The following is a 14,929-nucleotide window of genomic DNA, read 5'->3' as shown; positions in this document are numbered from 1 at the left end:
CAAGCCTGATAGCGAAAATAGATGCTCAAGTTATTCAAAATTTTTGACGATTGTTCATTTCATCGCCAAGGGGGCGATGACCTCGCGCCCCACCCTTGGCAGAACAAACGATTGCCGTTATGATTTGCCGCACTTTTTTCAGCGACCCGGATCCCATGGAACCCTCCCGCAGGCACTCCCCCTTTGCCGGCGCAATCTGGATGATGGTGGCAGGTCTCTGCTTCGCCGCCGTCAACAGCCTGAGCCAGTATGTCAGCTTCAAGCTCGGCCTCCCCTCGACCCAGGTCGCCTTTCATCAGTACCTGGTTGCCCTGATCTGTCTGCTGCCCTGGCTGATCCGCCATGGCCTGCGCCAATCCCTGATGACCAACCAGCTGCGGTTGCACCTGCTGCGCGTCCTGCTCGCCGTCGTCGGTATCCAGTTCTGGCTCTGGGCGCTGGCGGTGCCCGTGCCCATCTGGCAGGGCATAGCGCTCCTGATGACCTCCCCGCTGTTTGCCACCCTGGGGTCTGCCCTGCTGCTCAAGGAGCAGGTGAGCCGGGCGCGCATCCTGGCCACCCTGGCGGGCTTTGTCGGCGCCATGCTGATCCTGGCTCCCTGGACCGACGACTTCAGCTGGGCCTCCTTGCTGCCGGTGGCGGCCGCGCTGTTCTGGGCCGGCTACTCCCTGCTGGTGCGCTACCAGGCGGCGAGCGAGTCGTCCCACACCATAGTGGTCTACCTGCTCATCTTCAGCACCCCGTTCAACGCCATGCTGGCCCTGCCGGAATGGCAGTGGCCGAGCGAAACCCAGTGGCTGCTGGTGGCGGCCTCCGGCGTACTCTCGGCGCTGGCCCAGATGTCCATCGCCCGCGCCTACAGCGTGGCCGAGGCCTCCTTCGTGCAGCCGTTCGACTTTGCCAAATTGCCGATGAACGTGCTGGCAGGCTGGCTGGTGTTTGGCTGGGCGCCCCCCGGCCGATTGTGGCTGGGCGCCGCCATCATCATTGGCGCCATCACGCTGCTGACCCATCTGGAGCAGCGTGCCCACAGATCCGTTTCCTGAGGTACGCCATGCGTGCCTCTTTTTTTGTCTAACTCTTGGCCATCAACCACATCGACTTCAGGAGAGATCACATGTTTGGAACCGCTACCCGCCCCGGCGCCACCCGCGCCCTGCTGCTTGGCTCAGGGGAACTCGGCAAGGAAGTGGCCATCGAGCTGCAACGGTTCGGGATCGAGGTGATCGCCGCCGACCGCTACCCCCACGCCCCCGCCATGCAGGTGGCCCACGCCTCCCATGTGCTGGACATGCTCGATGGCGACGCCCTGCGCGCCCTGGTGGCCGAGGTCAAACCCGATCTCATCATCCCCGAGATTGAAGCCATCGCCACCGATACCCTGGCACAGCTTGAGCAGGAAGGGGTCAGGGTCGTGCCCAACGCCCGTGCCACCCAGCTCACCATGAACCGGGAGGGGATCCGCCGCCTCGCCGCCGAGGAGCTGGGTCTGCCCACCTCCTCCTATCGATTCGCCCAGAGCCAGGAGGAGTTTGTCGCCGCGGTCCAGGCCATCGGCCTGCCTTGCGTGGTGAAACCCGTGATGAGTTCGTCCGGCAAGGGCCAGAGCCTGCTGCGCGACCTCGCCAAGCTCGGCGAGAGCTGGACCTATGCCCAGGAGGGTGGCCGCGCCGGCCGTGGCAAGGTGATCGTCGAGGGCTTTGTGCCCTTTGACTACGAGATCACCCTGCTCACGATCCGCGCCGTGGATGGCATCCACTTCTGCGATCCCATCGGCCACCGCCAGGAGGATGGCGACTACCGCGAGTCCTGGCAGCCCCAGCAGATGAGCGAGCTGGCGCTGGCCCGATCCAAAGAGGTCGCAGCCAAGGTGGTCGAGGCGCTCGGCGGCTACGGCCTGTTCGGGGTCGAGCTGTTCGTCCAGGGGGAAAACGTCTGGTTCAGCGAGGTCTCCCCTCGCCCCCACGACACCGGCATGGTGACCCTGATCTCCCAGGATCTCTCCGAGTTTGCCCTGCACGTGCGCGCCATCCTGGGCTTGCCCATCGGCACCATCACACCGTTCGGGCCGAGCGCCTCCGCCGTGGTGCTGCGGGAGGGCCACAGCCAGGACCTTCGCTATCAGGGGATTGGCGAGGCGCTGTCTCTGGTGCCGGGTGCCCAGCTGCGACTGTTCGGCAAGCCCGAGATCGCCGGTCGCCGCCGGCTCGGGGTGGCACTGGCCCGTGGTCAGCACTGTGACGAGGCGGTCGAGCGGGCCAAGGCCGTCGCCGCCAGGGTCGAGGTGATCTTCTAGGGAAAGCCACGCCGGCATGATCGGGCGCAAGGGGCATCGAAATGCCCCTTTTGCATTTCTGCGGCCGGCTTATAATCCAGAGTTCAATTTAGTCAGGAGTAGATGATGTTAGCTGCCGTGATCTTCGATATGGATGGTGTTCTGATCGATTCTGAACCCTTTTGGCAACGGGCCCAGATGGCCGTGTTCTCCGAACTGGGCCACCCCCACACGGAAGAGGATTGCCACTCCACCATAGGGGTACGCATCGATCAGCTGGTGGCGCACTGGTATCGGCTGCGCCCCTGGAGCGGCCCCAGCCAGGAGGAGGTGGTGCAGCGCATCCTGGATCGGGTCATCGCACTCATCTTGCAGGAGGGCGAGGCCAAGGAGGGGGTGCTGGCGGCACTGACCCTGATCGAGGCGCAGGGGCTCAAGATAGGACTGGCCACCTCCTCCCCCTTCAACATGGTGGAGGCGGTGCTCGGCAAGCTCGGCATCAAGGATCGCTTCCTCGCGGTCCACTCCGCCGAGGTGGAGCGCTTCGGCAAGCCCCACCCGGATGTCTACATCCATGCGGCCGAGAAGCTCGGGGTCCTGCCGGTGCATTGCCTCGCCATCGAGGACAGCTTCACCGGTCTGCTGGCGGCCAAGGCGGCCTCCATGCAGGCGCTGATCGTACCGGACCCGGCACTGGTGGGAGATCCCCGTCTCGCCATCGCCGATCACCAGCTGCGATCGCTGGCCGAGCTGGATGCCGCCACCTTGGCCAACTGGATAGCGTGAATGGCTTGAGGTGCTGATCGTTTCCATGAGCCCGGCACTGGTGGGAGATCCCCGTCTCGCCATCGCCGATCACCAGCTGCGATCGCTGGCCGAGCTGGATGCCGCCACCTTGGCCAACTGGATAGCGTGAATGGCTTGAGGTGCTGATCGTTTCCATGAGCCCGGCACTGGTGGGAGATCCCCGTCTCGCCATCGCCGATCATCAGCTGCGATCGCTGGCCGAACTGGATGCCGCCACCTTGGCCAACTGGATAGCGTGAATGGCTTGAGGTGCTGATCGTTTCCATGAGCCCGGCGCTGGTGGGGGATCCCCGTCCCACCATCGCCGATCACCAGCTGCGATCGCTGGCCGAGCTGGATGCCGCCACCTTGGCCAACTGGATAGCGTGAATGGCTTGAGGTGCTGATCGTTTCCATGAGCCCGGCGCTGGTGGGGGATCCCCGTCCCGCCATCGCCGATCACCAGCTGCGCACCCTGGCCGAGCTGGATGCCGCCTAGCTGGCCAGCTAGGCCTAGTGACGTCGACCTCCTCACGACCAGGCCCGGCAGGGGCTGCCGTAAACGTGCGCCTGCTCGCGGTTGCGCCGCCTCTCGCCGACTAGAATCAGGAGAGAGGCGGCCAGTTCGGCCCGAGGAGGTCACCATGATCGAGTACACCAGCAAGCGCATCGTCTGCCCCCACTGCGGCCATCACACCCGGGTCGAGCTGGATGCCAGCCAGGGGGATCAGGAGTTCTACGAGGATTGCATGGCCTGTTGCAACCCCATCCACCTGCGTCTGCACCTGGATGAGGCGCGCGACTGCCTGCAGCTGTTTGTGGATGCGGACGACGAGCAGATGTTCTGATTGCGCTTTCGATGGCCTGGCCTAAATCAGGCGGCCAGTGTCAACGCGATCATGATGATGGCGCTCGCCCCATGGCAGACAGCCTGCGGGGGGCGTATCACAGCCTGGTCGCAGCAGGCTCACCCTGTCCTGTGGCTGGTACTTCGCAGACAATGAGTGACGGCAGCGGCGCCATGCCGTCGAGACCATGCCCACCTCCCCTCACATGTCCCTGCTCAACCAATTCCCCCATAGAAAAAAGCCCCTCGGAGAACCTCAAATCATCCTGAAGTTCGCCAAGGGGCCTTGTCGCTTATGTGATGGTTGTCGGCTCATGGATGTGCCAGACATATGAAGTGTAGGCCCGGTTTCCTCCATCGGCCAGAGTCTGACGCTCAGGGTCCGTCAGGCCAAGCAGGCCAGGGGTTTAACAGCCACACTGGGGATGGCGTTCATCCTCGCCACATGGTTCTTCTGTTCATTCCTTTAAGCCCGTCAGCTCGATGGGCTTCTTTTTTTGGCAGTGCCATTGCTGAGTCGCGGGGAACGGACCCATTACGGCAGAACGTTCTGCCGTGACTGGTGCGTCGTCTCGTCTTCCGTTCACGGGATCGAACAGGGCCCGCATGATGCGGGCCATTTTGAAGTTGAGGCGTGAACTCCGGCGGATCAGGCCGGCTGGCGCGCCGCCAGCACCCGTTCCACCGTATCGACGATGGCCTGGGTCTGGGGATCGATCTCGATGTTGGTGCGCCAACCCGCCTTGACCCAGCCCAGATTGGTGCGAGCCAGGGTCTCGGGGATCAGGTTGACGCAGAACTCAGCCCCCCGCACCTCGCCCACCGTCAGGCTGATGCCGTCGATGCCGATGTAGCCCTTGGTCAACACGTATTTCATCAGCTCGGGGGCGAGGCGATACCAGACCTGGCGGTTGTTGGGAGTGTCGATGACGGCGCTCACCTCCGCCGTGCCCATGATGTGGCCAGACATGGCGTGACCGCCGATCTCGTCGCCAAAACGGGCGGCCCGCTCCAGGTTCACCTTGTCCCCCAGCTGCAGGCTGCCGAGGTTGGTGACCGCCAGGGTCTCCTGCATCAGATCGAAGCTGACCAGCTCCCCCTCGATGCGGGTGACCGTCAGGCAACAACCGTTGTGGGCCACCGAGGCGCCGAGCGCCAGCCCCTCTCCCCAGGCCGGGTTCGGCATGCGGATCACGTGGGTGCGAAAGTTGGGCAGCGCCTCTATGGCCACCAGTTCGGCGGTCCCCTGTACTATGCCGGTGAACATGTCTCGTCTCCTGCTATGACAAAAAATCGCTGGCAGGTTAACCCCGTCCACCGGCTCAGACAAGCGCGCCGGCTGACAAGCACCGGTCCGATCGCTATAGTGGCGAACTATGCACTCTGTCGATTGAGGATGAAATAATGCAGGTATATCAATGTTGTGAGGCCATTCGCATCGCCTATAACCAGATTGGGTCCGGTGAGCAGGGCTATGTGCCGCAGGCCATCGCCGCCAGCATCCGGGCACTCGACGCCGTGGCCAGCGACGAGCGGGTCCCCGCCGAGCTACGCCAGCAGGCCGCCTACGCCGCCGCCAACCTGCTGATCAGCGATCACGAAGACGCCTGATCCCCCCACGCAGGGCCCGCCAACCGTTTCACGTTGGCTGATTTTCAGGCTAGAATGACACCCCCGCATTTTGTCTCCTCCCGGTGAGGAGACAAAAGCTCTTCTCATTTACCCGTTCTTTTCTCTTTTATCTGATCCACTCGGAGGTGTCAGTGCAACGTTATTGGACCGAGGCGAAGCAGCTCGTTCGCCTAGCCAGCCCCATTCTGGTGGCCCAGGTGGCTCAGATCGCCATGAGCTTCGTCGATACCGTGATGGCGGGACAGGTCAGTGCCGTGGATCTCGCGGCGGTGTCGGTCGCCTCCAGCTTCTGGTTGCCGATCATCCTGCTGACGCAAGGCATCATCATGGCGCTCACCCCCATCGTCTCCCAGCTCAACGGGGCCCGCAAACGGGACGAGGTACGCCCGGCCGTGCACCAGGGCTTCTGGCTGGCGCTGATGGTGATCCCCTTCGCCATGCTGGCGCTCTACTTCAGCCCGCTGGCGCTGCATATGATGGACGTGGATCCGGTCATGGCCGCCAAGACCACGGGCTTCCTGCACGCCATCCTGTGGGGCCTGCCCGCCTTCGTGCTGTTCCAGGTGCTGCGCAACTTCAGCGAGGGGCTCTCCCACACCATGCCCACCATGGTGATAGGCTTCGTCGGGCTGGCGGTCAACATCCCCGCCAACTACATCTTCATCCACGGCCACTTCGGCATGCCCAAGCTCGGCGGGGTCGGATGTGGGGTGGCCACCGCCATCGTGCTCTGGGCCATGCTGCTGGCGATGATCCTCTACGTGAAGCTCTCCCCTCACTTCAAGACCATCAACCTGTTCGCCCAGCTCGCGCGCCCCAACGGCAGCCGGATCTGGCGCCTGTTCCGGCTCGGCTTCCCCATCGCCATGGCGATCTTCTGCGAGGTGACCCTGTTCACCGTGGTGGCCCTGATGCTGGCACCGTTCGGGGCGGAGACGGTGGCGAGCCACCAGATCGCCCTGAACTTCTCCAGCCTGGTGTTTATGCTGCCGCTGTCGATTGGCGTCGGCGTCACCATCCGGGTCGGCCACAGCATAGGGGAAGGCCAGCCAGCCCACGCCCGGGTCGCCGCCCGTACCGGCCTGATGCTGGGCATGGCGGTCGCCGCCGGCACCGCCGCCCTGACGGTGCTGCTGCGCGAGCATATCGCGGGTATCTATACCGATGACATCCAGGTGATCACGCTGGCCGCCACCCTGCTGTTCTTCGCCGCCATCTATCAGGTGTCCGACTCGGTGCAGGTGGTCGCGGCCGCGGCCCTGCGTGGCTACAAGGACACCAAGGCGATCTTCTACGTCACCATAGTCGCCTACTGGGGACTGGGGCTGCCGACCGGCATGATGCTGGGGCTGACCGACTGGGTGGTGCCACGCATGGGGCCGCAGGGCTTCTGGATAGGCTTCATCGTCGGCCTGACCGGCGCGGCCCTGATGCTGGGCACCCGGCTGCGACTCATCTATGGCCGCTTCGCGAGTCCCGAGGCCTGCACCACCCTTTCCCAGGCCCAGTGACGGACGTCCGGACCCGCTCCCGTGAGCTGCTCGCCTGCAAAATCAACAGGCTGCGCAAGAACTGGGCAAACAGTCTCCTTTGTGCATGTCCCTTGTTGACAGCCTTGGGGGGCATGGGTAGTATGCCGACCACGCCAGCAATGCTGGCGTGGTGAAGCGGGCCTGCGGCTCGATTCATACAGTGGGTTTATAGCTCAGTTGGTTAGAGCACTACCTTGACATGGTAGGGGTCGTTGGTTCGAATCCAATTAAACCCACCACTTTTTCTGTGATGCGTCCTTAGCTCAGCTGGTTAGAGCACCACCTTGACATGGTGGGGGTCGGTGGTTCGAATCCACTAGGACGCACCATCACAGCACATTGAATATGCGTCCTTAGCTCAGCTGGTTAGAGCATCACCTTGACATGGTGGGGGTCGGTGGTTCGAATCCACTAGGACGCACCATATTCCCGTGAGTTGACTCCCCTTTCGGTTCAACCTCATGTGAATAGACAGGTTTGCCTGATGTGGGTTTATAGCTCAGTTGGTTAGAGCACTACCTTGACATGGTAGGGGTCGTTGGTTCGAATCCAATTAAACCCACCACTCCTCGCAAACGAAAAAGCCGCATCGCGCACCCTGCGTCCTTAGCTCAGCTGGTTAGAGCATCACCTTGACATGGTGGGGGTCGGTGGTTCGAATCCACTAGGACGCACCAAATTAGCAAAGCCCGCTCATCGAGCGGGCTTTTTGCATTCTACCCCATCACACCTTCTCGTCGGCGTCTGGCCACCAGGGTCGGCCCGCCTGTTGCTGCCACCCTGCTCCAGGAGCGACGAGTGCGCTAGAAGAGATCCAGCTGCTGGCCGCAGATCCGATCGAACGACTCGCCGATGAAGGGCAGGATGGCGTCGGCGATGGGCCGCAGCTGCTTGTCGATGTAGTGCTCGTAGTCGATGGCGCTGCGTCTGTACTCCAGCGGCTCGGGTCCATTGAGGGTCATCAGATAGGCGATGGTGCCCCTGTGCTGGTAACGCTGGGGCCGGCCGCGGCGCAGGTTCTCCTCATCCGCCAGCCGCGCGGCCCGCACGTGGGGCGGCACGTTCTTCTGATACTCCTCGAGCTTCTGGCGCAGCCGCTTGCGATAGACCAGCAGTTCGTCGTGCTGACCGGCCCGGGTCTCGTCCACCATGGTGCGCACATAGCCGCTGGGATCGGCATCGTGAAACACCAGATCGAAGAGCCGGGTCTGGAACTGCTTGGCCAGCGCGGTCCAGTCGGTGCGCACCGATTCCAGCCCCTTGAACACCAGATGCTCCCCCTCTCCCTCCCCCTGTTTGCCAACCAGCCCGGCGTATCGCTTCTTGCTACCCTTCTCCAGCCCGCGGATGGTGGGCATCAGGAAGCGGCGGTAGTGGGTCTCGTATTCGATCTCGAGATAGCAGGGCAAGTCGAACTCGCGCTTGATCAGACTTATCCAGTTCTCGTTGATCATGCTGGCCAGCTTGCGGCCGATCTCGTCCGCCTCTTGCGGGCTGACCGCCCGGTTGAGGTGGACGAAAGTCGAGTCGGTGTCGCCATAGATCACCTGATAGCCCTGCGCCTCGATCCACTCCCGGGTCTGCTGCATGATGCCGTGGCCGCGCAGGGTGATGGAGGAGGCCAGGCGGGGATCGTAGAATCGGCAGCCCCCCGAGCCCAGCACCCCGTAGAAGGAGTTCATGATGATCTTGATGGCCTGGGAGAGCGCCTTGTTGCTGGCCGCCTTGGCCCTGTCCCGCGCCGCCCACAGGGTGGCGATGAGATCCGGCAAAAAGTGGCGGGTGCGGGAGAAGAGCGCGCCGCGAAAGCCGGGGATGGCGGTAGCGGGCTGCTGCAACCCCTCCACCAACCCCATGGGATCGATGCAGAAGGTGCGGATGATGCTGGGATAGAGGCTCTTGAAGTCGAGCACCAGCACATGGTGATAGAGGCCGGGTTTGGAGTCCATCACATAGCCGCCCGGGCTCGCCAGGCCGCCATCGGCAGGTAGATTGGGCGCCACGTAGCCACCGCGGTGGAGCCTCGGCAGGTAGAGATTGGTGAAGGCCGCCACCGAACCGCCGATCCTGTCCAGCTCCAGCCCGGTGAGGGAGGCACGCTCGATGGCGAAGGCAATGAGGTGGCAGTGATCGAAGATCTCCCACACCAGCTTGCAGTCCTCCAGGTTGTAGCGGGCCAGCGCCTCCTTGTCGGAGTGGAACAGCTCGGTGATCTTCTCCCCCCGGTTCGCCACATCCTCGATGTCCTTGCCGCGGCCGAGCAGCTCGCTCGCCACCGCATCCAGGCTGAAGCTGGGAAACTGCCAGGTGGCGCTCTTCAGGGTGTCGATGCCATCCAGCACCATGCGGCCCGGGATGATGACGTTGCCGGTCTGGGGATCGTTGCGCGACGAGCGCCAGAAGCAGAGTTCGCGCCCCCGCCCCAGCCGCAGTCGCCGCCCGTTGAGCTCGGCCCGGCGCAGCAGCAGACGAAAGTCGAAGTTCACCACGTTCCAGCCGATCACCAGATCCGGATCGTGCTGACTGAACCAGCGCTCCAACGCCCCGAGCAGGGCATTTTCGTCCGCCACCCACTCGATGCAAGTCTCCCACTCATCCGAGCCGGCTTCGGGCTCCCCGATCAGGATGACCCTGGCGTCCCGTTCGCTGTAGAGCCCCACCGAGAACAGGGCCCCGTCCATGGCGCACTCCACGTCCAGCGACACCCAGGAGAGCGCCGGCGTCACCGCCTGGGGCGCGCAGCGCGCCTCGCTCACCTCCCAGTAACCCTGCTTGCCCCCCTTGCGCGTCGTCTTGCCGCCGAAGCGCACCCCGGCGGTGATGAAACGCTCCATCAGGAAGCGCTCCGGCAGCCGGATATCCGCCTCGAAGTGCTCGAGCCCCCGGATCAGCAGCAGCTCGATGGCGCGGTGGAAGGCACTCAGGGTGGAAAAATAGCACCCCACCACCTTGCTGCCGTCGAAGGTGTGCATGGGCAGCCGGCGAAACCGGCCCCGCACGCCGGATCCCTTGAACAGCAGGGCCGCCTCCTCCATGTGGCGCTCCGGCAGGAAGAACACCGGCTCCTGCCCCGGCACCACCAGTCGCACCGGCCCCTGCTCGCTCCACAGCCACATCACGATTTCGGTGCGGCCGCGCACATCCCGCCCATGGCGGGTCAGGATGAAGCCATCTACGGGTGGGCTGAGGGGGGCTAGGGTCTGAGTCGCAGTCATGCAGGCTAGGGATTGGTTCTGGAATGGCACTATTGTACGTTCATACAGTGCCAGGCCGCAATTATCGCGAGGTGGCGAAGGGAGGAGGCGGCCGTTTTATCCGGCAAGGGCCTGCCATCGGGGCCGGGATTAGTGCATATTTACTTTATCATCAGTTCATTGCGTCATTTCAAGGTTGCGGAGTCCCCATGCGTATCGCCCTGTTTGTCCCCCTGCTGGCCCTCGGCCTCGCAGGCTGCTCGACGACCTCGTCAACGGTCGGCACTGCTGGCGTCGGTGTTTCCTATGGCAGCTACTATGGCTCCTATCCTTGGTGGTATGACGATTACTACCATTACTGGGATGACCAATACCCCTGGTGCTGTGATAACGAGGGGGATTTCGACGAACTGATCAAGAAATGGTGGAGCGGGCTCGATGAAGAGCGCCAGCAGGAGATCAAGGACAAGTACCAGGATTGGCAGGACAACAATGGCCAGCCGGATCTGACCGCGCTGCGGGGGGAGCTGGCGATGCGCTGGAATGCCATGACGCCGGAGCAGAAACAGGCCCTGCGTGACAACCGCCAGAACAGACCGAGCCTGAGCAACCCCGACAAAGGCCCCCGCTCGCCACTGGACTATAGAGCCGGCACCTTCCCCAGGGGGGAGAACGGCATGCTGGCGCCAACGCCGCGGCCCAAGGTCGACAACGGCTTGCTGACACCCAGGACACAGCCCAAGGTCGATAATGGCTTGCTGACACCCGGGGCACAGCCCAAGGTCGACGGCGGCCTGCTGCCCTCCACCCCGCCCAGGGTCAATAATGGTGCACTGACGCCCTCCACCCTGCCCAAGACAAATAACGGCATCTTGACCCCCGGGACCCCGTCCAGGGTGGATGCCAGACCGCACCTTCCCCGCTCCATGGTCACCCCGGTGCGCATACCCACCGTCAGACCGGCGATAAGGCCGAGTTTCACCCCCATGCGCAGCTTCGGAGGTGGAGGTCGCCGCCGCTAGCCCTGACCCATCCCTCTCGGCGAGCGTGAGGGATACACTATCCTGATGCAGCAGGAACACCGCCCAGCAAGGAGCATGACATGGAACAACAGTGGCAACGCATTGCCTCCCGCCTCACCGACGTGGGCGGCATCCCGGTGGCCCGCGCCATCCCGGTCAAGGAGCGGCGCACCATAGGCCCCTGGTGTTTTCTCGACCACATAGGGCCGACCCGCTTTGCCCCCGGGGATGCGGGCCTGGACGTGGGACCCCACCCTCACATCGGTCTGCAGACCTTCACCTGGATGCTGACTGGGGAGATCTTGCACCGCGACAGCCTGGGGCACGAGCAACTTATCCGCCCGGGGCAGGTCAATCTGATGACCGCCGGTCACGGCATAGTGCACACCGAGGAGTCGGTGGCGGGCCACCCCGATCTGCATGCCGCCCAACTCTGGATCGCCCTGCCCGAGGCGGACAAGGATACCCGTCCCCGCTTCGATCACTACCCCGAGCTGCCCAGCTGGCAGGAGGGCGAGACCCGCTTCACCCTGCTGATCGGTGACTATCAGGCCCGCAGCGCGCCTACCCTCTGCTTCTCCCCCATCCTGGGGCTGGACCTGCACAGTCGCCAGGCGCAGCGCCTGCGGCTGGCGCTCGATCCCGCGTTCGAGCACGGCCTGTTCGCCCTGCAGGGTCAGGTCAGCATCGCCGGGGAGCCCCTCGCCCCCGAGCAGCTCATCTACCTGCTGCCGGGTACGCAGAGCCTGGAGGTCGAGCTGGCGGCCGGCGCCCGGTTGCTGCTGATCGGCGGCGAGCCCCTGACCCAGCCGCTGCAGATCTGGTGGAACTTCGTGAGTTTCGACAGGGAGGAGATCCGCAGCGCCGCCCTGGATTGGGAGAGCGGTCATCCGCGCTTCGGTGAGGTGACAGGTTACCCCGGCCCCCGTCTCATCGCCCCGCCCCTTGCCGGGCTCTGATCCCGGCGAGGCAGGCATGTCGTAACGGCATATATCTACAAAAAGCTGCCCGCAGACCCGCTTACCCGCATTGGCACAGGCCGTTTACACAAAGCAGGTGGCGGGCTCTCTCGGTGAGTACCAAGGATTGCTTATGGATTTATCTCCCTTCTATCACGCCAGCGCAGCGGTCTCGATACAGGCTCTGATCGGATATCGTCTGGGGCACTGGGGATATGGCGGCCTCATTGGGTGCATATGGTTTGTGGCACGGGAGCAGACACAGGCGGAATACAGGTGGATAGCTCTGTTCGGCCAGGGGCGGAGGGCCAACATGCCCTGGTGGGGCGGATTCGATCCCAGAGTCTGGGAACTGGGGAGTGTTCTGGATTTTCTGGTGCCGATCGTCTTGTGTACGCTGGTGTTTGTGGTTGCGCGCCGCGCCAATCGGCTGGCTTGCTGACCCGACTTGTTCAGTGGGCTCAGGCTCCCGGCTGGGTCCGCCGTTTAAACGAAGAGGGGCACATTGCCCCTCATCATTATTGCAGTACCCTTCCACAACCAGCCTGCTAAAGACCGGCACCCCAACACAGGGGGTGTAGGCAGAGGGAGCACCTCAAGTTCGCATCAGAACTCCTCTTCCTGCTCGGCATTCATGCGGGCACGGCGTTCCATCGCCTCCTCCTCCGCACTCTCGATCTCGTGCAGCACGGCACTGAGATCGATGGCCTCGGTGCTCTCCTCGAACAGACCGGTCAGCTCGCTCTCCGGGCTGAGCTTGCCATCTTCAAACAGCGCCCACATCTCCTTGGCATAACGGGTCTGGAGCAGCTCGGGCGCATACATGCCGTAGTAGTTGCGCATGTTGTTGACATCCCGCTCCAGCATCGCCTTGGCCTGGTTGTTGGCGGCGGCGTCCACCACCTGGGGCAGATCGATGATGACGGGGCCCTTGCTATCCACCAGCACGTTGAACTCGGAGAGATCCCCGTGGATGAGGCCGGCGCAGAGCATGCGCACCACGTAACGGATCACCTTGGCGTGATCGGCCAGCGCCTGCTCGGGGCTGAGCGCCACGTCGTTGAGGCGGGGCGCCACATTGCCCTCCTCGTCGGTGATCAGCTCCATCAGGAGCACGCCATCGAGGCAGACATAGGGCTTGGGCACCCGCACGCCGGCGGCGGCCAGCTTGAACAGGGCGTCCACCTCGGTGTTCTGCCACACCTCTTCGTGCTGCTTGCGACCGTACTTGGAGCCCTTCTCCATGGCACGGGCGCTGCGGCTGTTACGCACCTTGCGCCCTTCCTGATACACCACGGCCTGTTTGAAGCTGCGTTTGGCCGCCTCTTTATAGACTTTGGCGCAGCGGATCTCGTCGCCGCAGCGCACCACATAGACGTCGGCTTCTTTGCCGCTCATCAGCCGGCTGATGACATCGTCGACCAGGCCGTCATCAACCAGAGGTTGGATTCGATTTGGAATTTTCATGACCGCCCTTTTACCTTATTTGCACCTTGTTTGCACCTTGTTTGCGTAGGACAAGACAGTCCGGCGCAGCCTCGTTTTCCCATCCCATATCCCTCTGGCGTCGCTATCCCCCGCCTCTTCCCGTCCGGACCGGCCGGAGGGCGCAGAAAATGGCGACAAATGAGACACTATCATGCCCGCCAAGCCACCTTTGTGAGGGCCGCACCGGTCAGGGCTCGGGGGGCAGCCCCTGCCGGATGCGCCGGATCCCCTCTTCATAGAGGCCGTCTTCCCCCTCCTGATGCTCCTGGGTCTCGAAGATCTTGAGAAACCACATGTACTGCTCCGGGAAGCGGCTGAGCTGCTGCTCCACCATACGGTTCATGGCATTGACGTCCGCCACCAGATCCGCCGTGGGATAAGGGTCGAAGGGCGGCTCCACCTCCAGCCGATAGCAGCCTTCATCCTCGTCATAACAGGCCAGGATGGGCACCGCCCTGGCACCGGTCAGCTTCACCAGCTTGGGCAGGGCCGGCAGGGTGGCCTTGGGGTGGCCGAAGAAGGGCACGAACAGGCTCGCCTCGCGGCCATGATCCTGATCCGGCAGGTAGAAGAAGCTGTCCCCCCCGCGCAGGGCCTTGATGGCGGGCTTGATGCCGACGCTGCGCTCATACACCCGCCCGCCCTTGCTGCGCTCGCGGTTGATATACCAGTCGAACACAAGATCCTTGGGGCTCTTCATCATGGTGCAGAGCGGCACCCCCTCATCGGTCAGGTAGCGACCTATCATGTCCACCGCCCAGGTGTGGGGCACCACCAAGATCATGGGGCGTCCGGCGGTCAGCTCGGCCTCTATATGCTCCCAGCCACGCACCTTGATGCGACTCTTGAGGAAGGTCTTGCCGCGCCAGGTGAGCTCGCCAAAGCCCATGAAAGTCTTGAGGCCGACCCGGATGGACTTGAGCAACAGCCGCTTGCGCCCGGCCGCATCCAGTGCGGGGAAGCAGATCTTGAGGTTGGTCTCGGCGATATAGACTTGTTTCTTGGAAAACCGCAGCAGCACGGGCGCCAGCCCGTCGGCCAACCTGTCCCGCCAGCGGGCCGGTGTCCAGGCCAACAGGGAGAGCAGGCCGAGTGCCAGCCAGCTTCCCCACAGACGCGGGTGCAACAGGCGCGGATGAAATGAGGTGTCGAACACCGGATCTTGTGAGGACATGGTCGCCATCGAATCATCAA

13 protein-coding genes and 5 tRNA genes are annotated in these 14,929 nt (G+C 63.4%); 14 read left to right on the top strand and 4 right to left on the bottom strand.

What is annotated here, in order from left to right:
• Positions 1-155: 155 nt before the first annotated feature.
• The 4 genes from EL255_RS09925 (at position 156) to EL255_RS09910 (ending at position 3,909) form a co-directional block, all read left to right on the top strand.
• Positions 156-1,046: a DMT family transporter gene (locus tag EL255_RS09925; RefSeq protein ID WP_042653772.1), complete on the top strand. Its 891-nt coding sequence runs from the start codon at positions 156-158 to the stop codon at positions 1,044-1,046.
• Positions 1,047-1,117: 71 nt separating this feature from the next.
• On the top strand, positions 1,118-2,296 hold the full coding sequence (gene purT, locus EL255_RS09920) for a formate-dependent phosphoribosylglycinamide formyltransferase (RefSeq protein WP_042653737.1): 1,179 nt from the start codon (positions 1,118-1,120) through the stop codon (positions 2,294-2,296).
• A 105-nt stretch (positions 2,297-2,401) separates the two neighbouring features.
• Positions 2,402-3,061, top strand: coding sequence for a hexitol phosphatase HxpB (hxpB, locus tag EL255_RS09915; protein ID WP_042653736.1), 660 nt, complete (start codon positions 2,402-2,404; stop codon positions 3,059-3,061).
• Between the two features lie 644 nt (positions 3,062-3,705).
• A complete protein-coding gene (locus tag EL255_RS09910) occupies positions 3,706-3,909 on the top strand; it encodes a CPXCG motif-containing cysteine-rich protein (protein WP_017412080.1) in 204 nt (67 codons plus the stop codon).
• 648 nt (positions 3,910-4,557) lie between these two features.
• On the opposite strand, the gene EL255_RS09905 is transcribed toward EL255_RS09910, so the two are convergent.
• The gene (locus EL255_RS09905) at positions 4,558-5,175 is read right to left on the bottom strand and encodes a riboflavin synthase (RefSeq protein ID WP_042653732.1); all 618 of its coding nucleotides are present in this window, start codon (positions 5,173-5,175) and stop codon (positions 4,558-4,560) included.
• A 137-nt stretch (positions 5,176-5,312) separates the two neighbouring features.
• Here EL255_RS09905 and EL255_RS09900 point away from each other — a divergent pair, with 137 nt between their 5' ends.
• The 7 genes from EL255_RS09900 to EL255_RS09870 all read left to right on the top strand — a co-directional run bounded on the left by EL255_RS09900 (position 5,313) and on the right by EL255_RS09870 (position 7,749).
• Positions 5,313-5,519: a YaeP family protein gene (locus EL255_RS09900; protein WP_042653731.1), complete on the top strand. Its 207-nt coding sequence runs from the start codon at positions 5,313-5,315 to the stop codon at positions 5,517-5,519.
• 152 nt (positions 5,520-5,671) lie between these two features.
• Positions 5,672-7,051 carry an MATE family efflux transporter gene (locus EL255_RS09895; protein ID WP_042653730.1) on the top strand — a complete coding sequence of 460 codons (1,380 nt, stop codon included), beginning with the start codon at positions 5,672-5,674 and terminating at the stop codon, positions 7,049-7,051.
• A 183-nt stretch (positions 7,052-7,234) separates the two neighbouring features.
• Positions 7,235-7,311, top strand: a tRNA-Val gene (locus EL255_RS09890).
• Between the two features lie 13 nt (positions 7,312-7,324).
• A tRNA-Val gene (locus tag EL255_RS09885) sits at positions 7,325-7,401 on the top strand.
• Between the two features lie 18 nt (positions 7,402-7,419).
• Positions 7,420-7,496: transfer RNA gene (locus EL255_RS09880), tRNA-Val, on the top strand.
• A gap of 64 nt (positions 7,497-7,560) precedes the next feature.
• Positions 7,561-7,637: transfer RNA gene (locus EL255_RS09875), tRNA-Val, on the top strand.
• 35 nt (positions 7,638-7,672) lie between these two features.
• Positions 7,673-7,749, top strand: a tRNA-Val gene (locus tag EL255_RS09870).
• A gap of 126 nt (positions 7,750-7,875) precedes the next feature.
• On the opposite strand, the gene EL255_RS09865 is transcribed toward EL255_RS09870, so the two are convergent.
• Positions 7,876-10,287, bottom strand: coding sequence for a DNA polymerase II (locus EL255_RS09865; protein ID WP_042653729.1), 2,412 nt, complete (start codon positions 10,285-10,287; stop codon positions 7,876-7,878).
• Between the two features lie 188 nt (positions 10,288-10,475).
• Here EL255_RS09865 and EL255_RS09860 point away from each other — a divergent pair, with 188 nt between their 5' ends.
• The 3 genes from EL255_RS09860 (at position 10,476) to EL255_RS09850 (ending at position 12,689) form a co-directional block, all read left to right on the top strand.
• Complete coding sequence (locus EL255_RS09860) at positions 10,476-11,288, top strand: hypothetical protein (RefSeq protein WP_048823134.1); 813 nt, start codon at positions 10,476-10,478, stop codon at positions 11,286-11,288.
• Between the two features lie 80 nt (positions 11,289-11,368).
• Complete coding sequence (locus tag EL255_RS09855; RefSeq protein WP_042653728.1) at positions 11,369-12,247, top strand: pirin family protein; 879 nt, start codon at positions 11,369-11,371, stop codon at positions 12,245-12,247.
• A 133-nt stretch (positions 12,248-12,380) separates the two neighbouring features.
• The gene (locus EL255_RS09850) at positions 12,381-12,689 is read left to right on the top strand and encodes a hypothetical protein (protein WP_033131953.1); all 309 of its coding nucleotides are present in this window, start codon (positions 12,381-12,383) and stop codon (positions 12,687-12,689) included.
• 164 nt (positions 12,690-12,853) lie between these two features.
• Here the strand turns inward: EL255_RS09850 and EL255_RS09845 are convergent, their stop codons facing one another.
• Together EL255_RS09845 and EL255_RS09840 are read right to left on the bottom strand one after the other, a co-directional pair.
• Entirely contained in the window at positions 12,854-13,714 is an 861-nt protein-coding gene (locus EL255_RS09845; protein WP_042653727.1) for a PA4780 family RIO1-like protein kinase, read from the bottom strand.
• Between the two features lie 208 nt (positions 13,715-13,922).
• Entirely contained in the window at positions 13,923-14,918 is a 996-nt protein-coding gene (locus EL255_RS09840) for an LpxL/LpxP family acyltransferase (protein WP_042653726.1), read from the bottom strand.
• Between the last annotated feature and the right edge of the window lie 11 nt (positions 14,919-14,929).

The organism is Aeromonas encheleia (genome assembly GCF_900637545.1).
In the GTDB taxonomy this organism is placed as follows: Bacteria; Pseudomonadota; Gammaproteobacteria; order Enterobacterales; family Aeromonadaceae; genus Aeromonas; species Aeromonas encheleia.
Note: the sequence above shows the minus strand (reverse complement) of the source record. Positions and strands in the feature narration are given on the sequence as shown.